Annotated in this window: 11 protein-coding genes; 6 read left to right on the top strand and 5 right to left on the bottom strand. The window is 70.4% G+C overall.

Going from position 1 to position 12,746, the window contains the following annotated elements; genetic code table 11:
• The first annotated feature begins 2 nt into the window (after nucleotides 1-2).
• From AC1RTC_RS12255 to AC1RTC_RS12240, 4 genes are all read left to right on the top strand, one after another.
• On the top strand, nucleotides 3-1,115 hold the full coding sequence (locus AC1RTC_RS12255; protein WP_493156039.1) for a bifunctional 2-methylcitrate synthase/citrate synthase: 1,113 nt from the start codon (nucleotides 3-5) through the stop codon (nucleotides 1,113-1,115).
• Nucleotides 1,112-2,077 carry an MBL fold metallo-hydrolase gene (locus AC1RTC_RS12250; protein ID WP_493156037.1) on the top strand — a complete coding sequence of 322 codons (966 nt, stop codon included), beginning with the start codon at nucleotides 1,112-1,114 and terminating at the stop codon, nucleotides 2,075-2,077. Before AC1RTC_RS12255 ends, AC1RTC_RS12250 begins: the two co-directional genes overlap by 4 nt.
• Nucleotides 2,078-2,190: 113 nt before the next feature.
• Complete coding sequence (locus AC1RTC_RS12245; RefSeq protein ID WP_493156036.1) at nucleotides 2,191-3,012, top strand: serine protein kinase RIO; 822 nt, start codon at nucleotides 2,191-2,193, stop codon at nucleotides 3,010-3,012.
• Nucleotides 3,013-3,021: 9 nt separating this feature from the next.
• Nucleotides 3,022-3,852 carry an aldo/keto reductase gene (locus AC1RTC_RS12240; protein WP_493156034.1) on the top strand — a complete coding sequence of 277 codons (831 nt, stop codon included), beginning with the start codon at nucleotides 3,022-3,024 and terminating at the stop codon, nucleotides 3,850-3,852.
• Nucleotides 3,853-3,889: 37 nt separating this feature from the next.
• On the opposite strand, the gene AC1RTC_RS12235 is transcribed toward AC1RTC_RS12240, so the two are convergent.
• Nucleotides 3,890-4,639, bottom strand: coding sequence for an MBL fold metallo-hydrolase (locus tag AC1RTC_RS12235; protein ID WP_493156032.1), 750 nt, complete (start codon nucleotides 4,637-4,639; stop codon nucleotides 3,890-3,892).
• Between the two features lie 77 nt (nucleotides 4,640-4,716).
• Here AC1RTC_RS12235 and AC1RTC_RS12230 point away from each other — a divergent pair, with 77 nt between their 5' ends.
• Complete coding sequence (locus AC1RTC_RS12230; protein WP_493156030.1) at nucleotides 4,717-6,474, top strand: thioredoxin domain-containing protein; 1,758 nt, start codon at nucleotides 4,717-4,719, stop codon at nucleotides 6,472-6,474.
• Here AC1RTC_RS12230 and AC1RTC_RS12225 read toward each other — a convergent pair.
• Entirely contained in the window at nucleotides 6,449-7,312 is an 864-nt protein-coding gene (locus AC1RTC_RS12225; RefSeq protein ID WP_493156028.1) for a sulfurtransferase, read from the bottom strand. The two genes, AC1RTC_RS12230 and AC1RTC_RS12225, sit on opposite strands and share 26 nt — an antisense overlap.
• A gap of 69 nt (nucleotides 7,313-7,381) precedes the next feature.
• Here AC1RTC_RS12225 and AC1RTC_RS12220 point away from each other — a divergent pair, with 69 nt between their 5' ends.
• On the top strand, nucleotides 7,382-7,870 hold the full coding sequence (locus tag AC1RTC_RS12220; protein ID WP_493156026.1) for a DUF3060 domain-containing protein: 489 nt from the start codon (nucleotides 7,382-7,384) through the stop codon (nucleotides 7,868-7,870).
• Here AC1RTC_RS12220 and AC1RTC_RS12215 read toward each other — a convergent pair whose 3' ends face one another.
• Genes AC1RTC_RS12215 through AC1RTC_RS12205 form a run of 3 tightly spaced genes read right to left on the bottom strand, consistent with a single transcriptional unit; the run spans nucleotide 7,871 to nucleotide 12,735 of the window.
• The gene (locus AC1RTC_RS12215) at nucleotides 7,871-8,443 is read right to left on the bottom strand and encodes a CoA-binding protein (RefSeq protein WP_493156024.1); all 573 of its coding nucleotides are present in this window, start codon (nucleotides 8,441-8,443) and stop codon (nucleotides 7,871-7,873) included.
• Nucleotides 8,444-8,445: 2 nt separating this feature from the next.
• Nucleotides 8,446-9,735 (bottom strand): O-acetylhomoserine aminocarboxypropyltransferase/cysteine synthase family protein, encoded by a 1,290-nt coding sequence (locus AC1RTC_RS12210; RefSeq protein ID WP_493156022.1) that lies wholly within the window; start codon nucleotides 9,733-9,735, stop codon nucleotides 8,446-8,448.
• Between the two features lie 21 nt (nucleotides 9,736-9,756).
• Nucleotides 9,757-12,735 carry an Ig-like domain-containing protein gene (locus AC1RTC_RS12205; protein ID WP_493156020.1) on the bottom strand — a complete coding sequence of 993 codons (2,979 nt, stop codon included), beginning with the start codon at nucleotides 12,733-12,735 and terminating at the stop codon, nucleotides 9,757-9,759.
• Between the last annotated feature and the right edge of the window lie 11 nt (nucleotides 12,736-12,746).

The following is a 12,746-nucleotide window of genomic DNA, read 5'->3' as shown; positions in this document are numbered from 1 at the left end:
CCATGACCGATCCTGATATCCGCAAGGGCCTCGCCGGTGTCGTCGTCGACACCACGTCGATCTCCAAGGTCAACCCCGAGACGAACTCGCTGCTCTACCGCGGCTACCCCGTGCAGGAGCTCGCTGCGAAGTGCACGTTCGAGGAGGTCGCGTACCTGCTGTGGCACGGCGAGCTTCCCGATGCGAAGCAACTCGCGGAGTTCGAGACCCGCGAGCGGTCGCTGCGCCGCCTCGACGAGCGCGTCAAGCGCGTCATCGACGAGCTGCCCGTCTCCGCGCATCCCATGGACGTCGTGCGAACTGCGGTGAGCGTGATCGGTGCGAGCGACCCGGATGCCGCCGACTCGAGCCCCGCGTCGAACCTCGACAAGTCCGTCCGGCTGTTCGCGCAACTGCCGTCGATCGTCGCGTACGACCAGCGCCGCCGCCGCGGCCAGCACCTCGTGGAACCGCGGGACGACCTCGGCTACTCCGCGAACTTCCTGTTCATGACCTTCGACGAGATGCCCGACGAGGTAGTCGTCGACGCGTTCGACGTGTCGATGATCCTCTACGCGGAGCACTCGTTCAACGCGAGCACCTTCACTGCGCGCGTCATCACGAGCACCCTCGCCGACCTGTACTCCGCGGTCGTCGGCGCAATCGGCGCACTCAAGGGACCGCTGCACGGCGGCGCCAACGAAGCGGTCATGCACATCTTCGATGAGATCGGGACTGCCGACAGGGCAGTGGAGTGGCTCGACACCGCGCTCGCCGAGAAGCGGAAGATCATGGGCTTCGGCCACCGGGTCTACAAGAACGGCGACTCCCGCGTTCCGACCATGAAGGCCGCGCTCGACACCCTGATCGCCGAGTACGACCGCCCGGATCTCGCCGAGCTCTACGACGCCCTCGAGAACGCGATGAACGAGCGCAAGAGCATCAAGCCCAACCTCGACTACCCGAGCGGGCCGGCGTACCACCTCATCGGCTTCGACACCGAGATCTTCACGCCGCTGTTCGTGGCCGCGCGGGTCACCGGGTGGACCGCGCACATCATGGAGCAGCTCGAGGCCAACGCACTCATCCGCCCCCTGTCGCAGTACGTGGGGCCGGACGAGCGCCACATCGAGTGATCGCCTTCGACGCCGGGCAGCTCGCCGCACACGACGCGGGCGAGCTGCCCGCCGCGGTCGAGCTGGCCGACGGGCTCTGGGCGCTTGCGCTGCCGTTGCCCGTGGGCCCGCCGGCCTACACGCTCGTCTACGTCTTCACGGATGCCCGCGGCCACGCTCATCTCCTCGACACCGGCTGGGACCTTCCCGGCAGCCTGGAGCTGCTCGCGGCCGGCCTGCAGTCGATCGGCCTCGCGCTCGACGGGGTGGAGTCGGTCACCGCCACCCACCTGCACTCCGACCACCTGGGCCTCGCGGAGCGCATCCGCGCGGCCTCCGGCGCGCGCGTGCAGGTGCACGAGGCCGAGCAGCGCGGGCTCGACGAGTTCGCCGCCCGCGGTGTGACCGTACCGGACCTGTCCGCCTGGGGCGTTCCGCCGGAGCTGCACGAGGGCATCGCGGCGATCGTCGGGCGCACCCGCCCGCTCGAGCTCACCGCCGACGTGCTGCTCGTCGACGGGCAGCTTCTCGACATCCCCGGCCGCGAGGTGCGGGTGCTGCATACGCCGGGCCACACGGCCGGCAGCATCTCGCTGGTCGAGGGCGGCACCGTCTTCACGGGGGACCTGCTGCTCCCGACGATCTTCCCGGGCGTGGGACTCGGCGGGGACTCGGACGATCCCCTCGCGGACTACCTGCGCTCGCTCGACAGGGTCGAGGCACTGGGCGACCCCCTCGTCGCTCCCGGCCACGGGTACGTGTTCCGCGGGCTGGGGGAGCGGGTCGCGGCATCCCGGGCGCACCAGGTCGGGCGCACCGACGAGGTCGCCGCGATCCTGAGCGCCGACCCCGCCGCCACGGTGTGGGAGGTCGCCAGCCGCGTGACGTGGACGGGCGGCTGGGAGAGCCTCCGCGGGTTCCACCAGGCCTCGGCGCTCTCGCAGACCGCGATGCGCATGCGCTACACTCGCCACACCCACTGAGAGCCGGAAGGAGGACCCGATGACCACCATTGCCGTGGATCGCTATGTCCACCCTTCCTTTGAGGTCTCCTAGACAGTTCGCACCCGGAGGCCTCCTCTCCGAAAGCTGAACCTTGTCCTATTTCGCGTCAGACCTGCCTCTCCCCGAAACCGACCTCTCCTTCCTCCAGCTCGAGCCCGGCGCCGACCAGCGCTGGTCCACCTGGCCCTCGATCATCCCGAGCATGCGCGGCCCCGAGCCGCGCCCGCCCTGGGTAGTCACCTCGTCCGGCGCCTTCGACACCGAGCTCGGCATCGTCAAGACCGGCAAGGAGGCGGACGTCTTCCTCATCGAGCGGGCCGAGCCCGGGCATCCCGGTGCCGTCATGGCCGCCAAGCGGTACCGCGGCGCCCAGCAGCGCGACTTCCACCGGTCGTCGCTCTACGAGGAGGGCCGCCGCACCCGGAGCACCCGTGACTCGCGCGCGATCGCCAACAAGTCGTCGTACGGCCGCTCGGTCGCCGCCGAGCACTGGTCGGTCGCCGAGTTCGAGGCGATGAGCAGGCTCTACGAGCTGGGCGCCCCGGTGCCCTACCCCGTGCAGGTCAACGGCACCGAGCTGCTCATGGAGTTCATCGGCTCGGGCCGCACCGCCGCCCCGCGCCTCGCGCAGGTGAGCCCCACGCGCGACCACCTCGACCAGGTCGTCTCCCTCATGCACGTGATCTCGCGCGCGGGGTTCGCCCACGGCGACCTCTCGCCCTACAACCTGCTCGTGCACGAGGGGCGCGTGGTGGTGATCGACCTGCCCCAGATCGTCGACGCGGTGAGCAACCCGAACGGGCTCGACCTGCTCCACCGCGACTGCGTGAACGTCGCGACGTGGTTCACCCGGCAGCGCATCCACCTCGATGCGGAGGACCTGTTCGCCGACCTGCTCGCGGAGGTGTTCTAGGTTTGAACCATGACTGTTCCCACCATTGCCCTCAACGACGGCAACACCATCCCCCAGCTCGGTTTCGGCGTCTTCAAGGTCGATCCGGATGCGACGGAGCGCATCGTCTCGGACGCGCTCGAGGTCGGCTACCGCCACATCGACACCGCGGCCGTCTACGGCAACGAGGTCGGCGTCGGGCGCGCGATCGCGGCGTCGGGCATCCCGCGCGACGAGCTGTTCATCACCACCAAGCTGTGGAACAGCGACCAGGGCACCCAGTCGGCGTTCGACGCCATCGACCTGTCGCTGGAGAAGCTCGGGCTCGAGAGCGTCAACCTGTACCTGATCCACTGGCCGCGCCCCGACCTCGACAAGTACCTCGAGACGTGGCTGGCGCTGGAGCAGATCAAGGAGTCGGGCCGCTCCACCTCCATCGGCGTCTCTAACTTCCACGTCAACCACCTCGAGAAGGTCATCGCGGGCAGCAGCACCGTCCCGGCGGTGGATCAGATCGAGCTGCACCCCGGTCTGGCTCAGCTGCCGGTGCGCACCTTCGCCGCGGCCAAGGGGATCCAGATCGAGTCGTGGGGCCCGCTGGGGCAGGGCAAGTACGACCTGTTCGGCATGGAGCCGGTCGCGCGCGCGGCCGAGGCGCACGGCGTGACGCCCGCGCAGGTCGTCATCCGCTGGCACCTGCAGAACGGGCTCATCGTGTTCCCGAAGTCGAACTCGCGCGAGCGCATGGCGGAGAACTTCGACGTGTTCGGCTTCGAGCTCGACGACACCGAGGTCGCGGCGATCGACGCGCTCGACGCCGGGATGCGCATGGGGTCGAACCCCGACACGGACGTGTTCTAGAGCGGGTTGAGTAGGCCGCCCGCGGCCGTATCGAAACCTAGAGAGCCACTGTCTCGCCGCGAGGGGTTGCCACGAGCAGCCCCTTGCCGGCGAAGGCCGCCTCGAGCTGCGCGCGGGACTCGGAGAAGTGCTCCCAGTCCTCGGTGTGCAGGCCGACGACCTTCCGCGCGCCGAGCATGATCGCGGCGCGGGCCGCGTCGGGCGAGGTGAGCGTGAGGTTGGCGTCAATGTCCGCAACCCGCGCGGCGCCGGCGAAGAGGACCGCGATCTCGACCATCGGGAACCGGCCGGCGATCTGCTCCACGAGCGGGATCGACGCGTTGTCCCCGCTCACGTAGACGGTCGGCTCACCGTCAGCCTCGAGCACGAATCCGGTGACCTCGCCGACGAGCCGCTCGCTGCCGGGCGGTCCGTGCAGCGCGGGGACGGCGGTGACCGTCACGTCGCCGAGCCGGTACTCCTCCCAGGAGTCGAGGCCGACCACGGACCCGCCGAACAGGTCGCTCGCGGCATCCGGAGTACTGAGAGTCGGGATGCCCGTGGCGATGAGTTCGAGGCCCTCGTAGTCGAGGTTGTCCTTGTGGGCGTGATGGCTGAGCAGCACTGCGTCGATCGGGCCAACCTGCTCGCGGGGGATCGCGGGCCCCGCCGTCTTGACCAGAGTGGTCTCGCCCGGGTCGGAGTACGAGCCCGGCCCGTCGAACGTCGGGTCGGTGATGAAGCGCTTGCCCGCATACTCCAGAACGGCGGTGGGTCCGCCGATATACGTGATGGTCGTCGTCGACATAGGACGAGGCTAGCCGTCTCGTCCGCGTTTTTCTGCGCGTCTCCTGCACACTCGCGCGCCGGAGCTAGCCTGAACTTATGCCCAACACCCTCGCGGACGCCGCGAGCCCCTACCTGCGCTCGCACTCAGCCAACCCGGTCGACTGGCAGCAGTGGGGCCCCGAGGCGTTCGCGGAGGCGGCGGCGCGCGACGTCCCGGTGCTCGTGTCGATCGGCTACTCCACCTGCCACTGGTGCCACGTCATGGCCCGCGAGAGCTTCAGCGACCCGGCCGTCGCGGAGTACATGAAGGCCAACCTGGTGGCGATCAAGGTCGACCGCGAGGAGCACGCGGAGGTCGACTCCACCTACCTCGCCGCCGCGGCGGCGTTCACCGGGAACCTGGGCTGGCCCCTCAACGTGTTCGTGACCCCGCAGGGCCGCGCGTTCTTCGCCGGCACCTACTGGCCGCCGGAGCCCGTGGAGGGGCATCCCTCGTTCCGCCAGGTTCTTGACGCCGTCCTCGACGCGTGGGCGAACCGCCGCGAGGAGGTCGAGCGCAACGGCGCCGCGATCGTCGAGGCCCTCGCGCAGCACTCTCCGGCAGGCTCGGCCCTGCCGACCGACTTCGCCCCCGTGATCGCTGAGCTCGAGAGTCTCGAGGATGCCGCGTTCGGCGGCTTCGGCGGAGCGCCTAAGTTCCCGGTCTCCCCGGTGCTCAGGTTCCTCGTCGAGCGCCGCGCGCCACTCGGCGCCCGCACCCTGGACGCCATGGCGGCCTCGGCCCTCCGCGACCCCGTCGACGGCGGCTTCTTCCGCTACTCGACCCGGCGCGACTGGCACGACCCGCACTACGAGCGGATGCTCTACGACAACGCGCAGCTGGTCGCCGCCTACGCCCTGGCGGGCCGCGCCGACGTGGCCGAGGGGGTCGCGGACTGGCTGGCCGGCATGCAGCTCCCGGAGGGCGGCTTCGCCTCCGCGCAGGACAGCGAGAGCACCGTGGACGGCCGCCGCGTCGAGGGCTTCTACTACACGCTCGACGCCGCGAGCAGGGAGCGGGTGGAGAAGCCGCCCGTCGACGAGAAGGTCCTCACGGGCTGGAACGGCCTGGCCATCGAGGGCCTGTCGATCGCGGGCAGCGTGCTCGGCCGACCGGAGTGGATCGCGACCGCGCAGCGGGCCGCCGACTTCCTCCTCGAGAACCACGTCGGCGACCGGCTGGTCCGCGCGTCCATCGGCGGCACGGTCTCGTCGGCCCGCGCCACCCTCGAGGATTTCGGGATGCTCGCCGCCGGCCTCCTCCACCTGGCGACGGCCACCGGCGAGGTGCGCTACGCCGCCGCGGCCCGCACCCTGGTCGACGACTCGATGGCCGTGGGCGAGCCGTTCGGCGTACCGGGCGGCGCGGACCCGGTGCTCGCGTCGCAGGGCCTCGCGGTCGAGGCCGACCCGAGCGACGGCGCCCACCCGTCGGGCCTGAGCGCCATGGCGTCGGCGGCGCACGCGCTGTTCCTGCTCACGGCGCACGAGCCGTACCGTGCCGCGGCGCGCGCGGCGATGGCCCGCGTCGCCGAGCCGGCGCAGCGGCATCCCGTCTCGCTGGGCGCCGCGCTCACGGTCATGGCCCGGCTCGCCGAACCCGTGCGCCACCTCGTGGTCGTGGGAGGCGGCGCGCTCGCCGACTTCGCGCGGCCCCGCGGAGGCATCGTCGTGACACCCGAGCAGTCGCGCGAGTTCGCGGCGGCGGGCTTCGAGCTCTTCGAGGGCCGCACGGCGGAGGCGGCCTACGTCTGCGAGGACTTCGTGTGCCGCCTGCCGGTCACCACGATCAGGGAGCTGGAGCCGCTGCTGTAGCGAGCGCGCGCGACGGATCGGCGGCCCACTCGTTGAGCGACCCGTCGTACAGCGCCACCTCGGTGTGCCCCGCCAGGACCAGCGCCAGGGCATCCGCCGCCGCCGCAATGCCGCCGTTGCAGTAGGTGACGACCCGGCCCCGCACGGGCAGCAGCGCCCGCAGCTCGTCGACGGGCAGCAGGGTGTTCGTGTCCCGGTCGACGAGCCGCCCCGCGGGCGCGCTGATGCTGCCCGGAATGTGCCCGCGCCCGGCCTCGCCCGAGAACTCCTGGGGCGGGATGCCGCACACGAGTGCCCCGGGCGCCACGCCGTCCACGATCTCCTGCACGTCCGAGGTGCTCGCCCACGCCTCGGGCCGCTCCACCGCGGTGAACCGGGCGGCGGACGGCTCCACGTGCCCCACGTCCGTCTCGCGCCCCTCGGCGCGCCACGCGGTGAGCCCGCCGTCGAGCACGGCGACCCGGTCGTACCCGAACGCGCGGAACAGCCACCAGACACGGGCGGCCCACTGGCCGACCATCGCGTCGTAGACGACCACCGTCGTCTCGTTGTCGATGCCGAGCGCCCCCACCGCGGACTCGAACCGCTCGAGGGAGGGCCGCGTGAACGGGTAGGGCGCGCCAGGCTCGGAGAGCTCCTCGATGACGTCGGCGAAGACCGCGCCGGGCAGGTGCCCGTTGACGACGTAGGACTCGTGGCCGCTCAGGTACCCGGGCCGCCCGCTCGGCTGCGTGTACGGCAGGACCGTCGCGTCGAGGACGACGAGCTGCTCCGCACCGAGGTGGTCGGCGAGCCACTGGGTCGAGACGACGGGGGAGTCGATGAGCGGACCGGTCATGCCTACACCGTACGCACGGGCATCCGTCAGGCCCAGAGCCCCCGACACCGGGCGTAATACGGTGGACTGATGAGACGCACAGTTGCAGGACTCACTCTTTCCGCCATCACCGTCGCCGTCCTGTCGGGCTGCGTCTTCGTCAGGCCCAACATGACGTCGCCGACCACGGTGCCGACGAGCGGCTCGCTCCAGGTGTGCGACGGCGTGGATTTCACCGTGACCGGCATCGGGTTCTACACGCTGCAGGGCGACTGCGGGGTCGTGACTGTCACGGGCGACGAGATCACCATCAAGGCGGAGAACGCAGAGGCGATCATCGTGAAGGGCGACCGGGTGGACATCGAGATGGGCTCGCTCGGCCGCCTCGACCTCGAAGGCAACGACAACGAGCTCGACGCCCACGACATCGGCGGCGTGAACATCGCCGGAGACCGCAACACGGTCGACGCCGGAACGAGCACGGCCGTGACCATCCAGGGCAACGACAACGTCGTCGACGCGAAGGTCACGGGCGAGGTCGTGCAGTCGGGCGAGCGGAACCTGGTGGGCTCGCGCTAGCTACCGCACGGTCTTGCGCGCCGTGATCACGCCCGTGTCGAAGCCGAGCAGGTGGAGTCCGCCGTGGAAGCGCGCGTGCTCGATCTTGATGCAGCGGTCCATGACCACGGTCAGGCCCTTCGACTCGCCGTAGACCGCGGCGTCCTGGTTCCAGATGCCGAGCTGCACCCAGACCGTCTTCGCGCCGATGGCGATCGCCTCGTCGATGACCGAGGGGATGTCGCTGCCCTTGCGGAACACGTCGACGATGTCGGGCACCTCGGGCAGGTCCGCGAGGGACTTGTACGACTTCTGGCCGAGGATCTCGTCGACCATCGGGTTCACGAAGTAGACCGTGTAGTCGCTCGACTGCAGCAGGTAGGTCGCGACGAAGTAGCTCGACCGGGCCGCGTTCGGCGAGGCGCCGACGATCGCGATCGACTTGGCGTTGCGCAGGATGGCGAGGCGCTCCTTGGCGGAGGGGCCGATCCAGGTGCGCTGCGACTTGAGCAGCTTCGCGAGGGGGGAGCTCGCCGGGAGCTCGCAGGTGAGGCCGTTGGCCAGCTGCGTGGTCTGGAGTTCAGCAGTCGACATGGCTAGCCCTTCGTCGCGGCAGCGAGTGCCTGGTCAAGGTCGTCAACGATGTCCTCGGGGTCTTCTATTCCCACGCTGATGCGCACGACGCCCGGCAGCACGCCCGCGTCGAGGAGCTGCTGCTCGGTGAGCTGCGCGTGGGTGGTGGACGCGGGGTGGATCACGAGGGTCTTCGCGTCGCCGATGTTGGCGAGGTGGCTCGCGAGGTTGACGCTCTCGATGAACTTCTGCCCGACCTCGCGGCCGCCCTTGACCACGAAGGAGAACACCGAGCCGGGGCCCTTCGGCAGGTACTTCTTGGCGCGCTCGAAGTGCGGGTGCTCGGGCAGCCCGGCCCAGAAGACCTGCTCGATGCGGGAGTCGGCGGCGAGCCACTCGGCCACGATGCGGGCGTTGTCGACGTGGGCCTGCATGCGGAATGGGAGCGTCTCCACGCCCGTGGCGAGCAGCCACGCGGAGTGCGGCGCGAGGGTGGGGCCGATGTCGCGCAGCTGCTCGGCCCGAAGTCGGGTGAGGAAGGCGTACTCGCCGAAGTTGCCGTGCCAGTTGAGTCCGCCGTAGGAGGGGACCGGCTGGTCGAAGAGCGGGAAGTGCTCGTTGGCCCAGTGGAAGCGGCCCGACTCGACGACGACGCCGCCGAGCGTGGTGCCCGCGCCGCCGAGGAACTTCGTCGCCGAGTGGGTCACGACGTCGGCGCCCCACTCGATCGGGCGGTTGAGGTACGGCGTGGCGACCGTCGAGTCGATGATGAGCGGCAGGTGGTGCGCGTGGGCAACATCGGCGAGGCCCTCGATGTCCGCGATCTCGCCGGAGGGGTTGGCGATGGTCTCCGCGAAGATGAACTTGGTGTTCTCGGTGATGGCGGCCGCGTAGTCCGCGGGGTCCGAGGAGCGCACGAACGTGGTGTCGACGCCGAAGCGGCGCAGCGTGACATCCAGCTGCGTGATCGAGCCGCCGTAGAGGTTGGCGGAGGAGACCACGTGGTCGCCGGCGCCCGCGAGGGTGGCGAAGGTGATGAACTGCGCGCTGAGGCCGCTCGCGGTGGCGACCGCGCCGAGGCCGCCCTCGAGGGACGCGACGCGCTCCTCGAAGCTCGCCACTGTCGGGTTCGCCAGGCGGGAGTAGATGTTGCCGTACTTCTGGAGGGCGAAGCGGGCCGCGGCGTCGGCGGTGTCGTCGAAGACGAAGGCGCTGGTCTGGTAGATGGGCAGGGCTCGGGCGCCTGTCACGGAGTCGGGGATGTTGCCTGCGTGGATCGCGCGCGTGCGAAATCCGTACTCTCTATCAGCCATGCGATCACGCTACCGGACGGGTTACTCCGGGTTTCCCACCGTTACGCTCTGGGGCTCCTGCTCGGTCTCCGCCGCGTCCTCCGGCAGGGGCGGCGCCCAGAACCGGAAGTAGAGGTAGATGCAGAGCGCGACGAGGGCGAAGGCGCCGACGATCGCGATCCACACGCCCAGCGAGCCGCCCAGCTCGCCCCAGGCCGAGGGCACGATGACGACGACGAAGGCGAAGGCCGCGACGAGGAAGGACGCGGCCCACAGGGGCTTGGAGTACTCGAACACCGCCGGGCCGTCGAGGAACTTCACGGGGAGCATCCCGATGAATACCGCGGTGAGCCCCTCGCTCGTCACCGCCACGAGGGTGTCGAACAGCAGCGCGGTGCCGAAGTCGTCCGGGTTCGTTGTGGCGGAGAGGATGCTGTACGCCACCCACCCCCCGAGGGCGAGCACGAACACGACGCCGGCCTGCACGAGGGTGGTCTTGGCCCGCTGGGCTGCCGTCGTCGAGCCGACGATCGAGAGGCCGAGGATCAGCCCGAGCAGGAAGCCGGGGGAGAAGTCGAGCAGCCTCGAGAGCACGACGCCCATGACCGTGAGGATGAGGCCGAGCGGCTTCAGCTCCATCACCGTGTCGAGCTTCCAGCGGCGCCGGATGATCCGGCCCGAGATCACGCTCGCGAGGTAGCCCACGATGAAGAGGGCGATGAAGCACGCGAGGACGACGCGGAACGAGGTGATGTCGAACCCGAACCCGGGGTCGGCAAAGCCGAAGATGTAGGCGGCGACCAGGGTGATCGCGAGACCGCCCACGATCGGCGTCTTCTCGAGCCAGCTCGTGAATCGCGTGAGCCAGGGCGCGCGCGGCACCCGCTTGGCGAAGCGCGGGTACTGCTCGGAGATCGTCGAGTTGAGCAGCTCCGCGGGGAACGCGATGAGCAGGAAGAGCGCGAGGCCCGCGGCCGCCGCAACGCCGATCACGACGGGGTTGCTGAAGATGGAGGCGACGCTGTTGATGCCGTGCGTGAAGGAGCTCGGCGCGCCGGGGTTGCTGCGGTCGACGAAGGTGCCGGCCGCCGCGCCGCCGCCGCTGGCTTCCGCGACGCGCACCACGGTGCCCTTCGGGAACGCCACGACCGTGACCGGCTGCTCGACGACGACCGCCTCGCCCGCGGGGGACCAGACGGTGACGACGAAGTGGTGGAGGCCGGGGGTGGCGTCATCCGGGATCGTGACGGGCAGCGAGAAGGTGCCGTTCGGCTTCACGCTCGTGGAGCCGAGAGCGACGACTGTGGAGTGGAATTCCGCGTCGACCGGGAGGCCCGGCGGGAGGTTGCTCGCGGTGAGCACCACCGCGTCGCCGGGGTGCACCTCGTCGGGCAGGCCCGAGCCGAGGCGCCAGGTGAAGGGGAGCGCGGTGGGGGTTGCGGAGGGCGCGGGCTCCGGGGCGGGCAGGGGCAGCACCGTCACGGTGATCGCGCCGCTCGCGGTGGAGTAATTGCCCGCCCGATCGGCCTGCCGCACCGTGACGGGGTAGCTGTCGACGCCGAGGTCGTTCGCGAGCGTGCACGACCACGCGCCGCCGGAGCTCACCACGGGGGCACCGCCGCTACAGGGCCACGAGCTGCCGTTGACGCTCAGTTGGATCGTGGAGAACGGCTCGCCCGTCCCCGAGATCGTCGGGGTGCGGTCGGTCGAGGAGATGTCGCCGCTGGTGATCGCGGGCGCTGCCGGCGCGACCGTGTCCACGGTGATGGTCAGATCGGCAGTGGTGATGTTGATGCCCGGTGTGACGACGACGTGGAACTTGTACGTCCCATCGACCAGGGGCGTAGTGCTGCACGACCACGATCCTGACGCCGTGCTCGCCGAGCACATCGTGGTGCTGCCGGCATCCACGACGTCGGCGTCCGTGCCCTCGCCGGTGCCGGAGAACAGCGGGGTCACGTCGTTCGTGAACGAGTTGTTGGCGGGGCTCGTGATCACCGGTGTGTTCACGAGCTTCACGTAGTACTGCTGCGCGTTGGGGGAGGGGTCGCCGTTCTCGTTCTCGGAGGTGACCTGGATGTAGTTGTCGCCGTGCTGCAGGGCGTGGTCCGGCTCCGAGCACGCCCAGGTCGTCGACGAGCCGGCCCCGTTGACTGTTCCGCAGTAGGAGTCCCAGGGCCCCGTGATCGTCTGGGACACCTCGGTGAAGACCGCGTTCGCGTAGAGGTCCTTGCCTCCGCCCACGTCGGGAAACGCGTAGTCGGTGATCCACGGCGAGCCGGCACCGTCGACCGACGTGAGCGTGGGGTCGGCGATCGGGGTGATGGTGAAGTCGGTGCTGGCGTCCGTGGATGTTGCGCCGGCACGGTCCGTGCCCAGCAGCCCGATGCCCTCGTAGAAGCCGGCGGCGAGGGTCGCCGTGCACGACCACGTCCCGTTGTTCAGCACCGTCGTGGAGCACAGCGGCGTGCCCCCGAAGTCCGCAGTCACGGCGACAGTCCCGCGCGCCGGGCCGGTGCCCGAGAACGTCGGCGTCGCGTCGGCGGAGGTCGTCGCCGGGCCGGAGAGGAACGCTCCGCCCTGCGTGCCGTACACCTCCACGCTCACGGCGGGGCTGGTGCTGCTGAAGAAGCCCGGGTCGCCGAGCAGCTCGCTGTAGGCGGTGACGTCGTACAAGCCCGGCGCGAGGCTCGCCGCCCCCGTGCAGGTCGCGCTCGTGCCTGAGAAGGTCTGCGTGCCCGGGCAGTAGTCGAGCACGGTGGTCCCGCCGTCCGTCGCGGTCCAGTCGACGTAGATGACGGTGTCGGAGTCCGGGGTGCTGACGATGAAGCTGGGCGGCGCCGTGTCCGGGTACAGCGCGTTGAGCGCGGTGATGTCGGGGTATCCCGTGGGCGCCGCGCTCGCCGGCGAGGCGCCGCCGAAGACGGAGACGCCCACGAGCGCGAGGGCGAGAACGGCCGCGCGCGCGCGACCACGACTCTGGGCGCGTTCGGGCGCGCGAGCGGCAGTGCGTCGGATCACCGTTGAAAGCT

The organism is Rhodoglobus sp. GW821-FHT12B09 (genome assembly GCF_058809925.1).
This window is presented reverse-complemented; position numbering and strand designations above follow the sequence as displayed.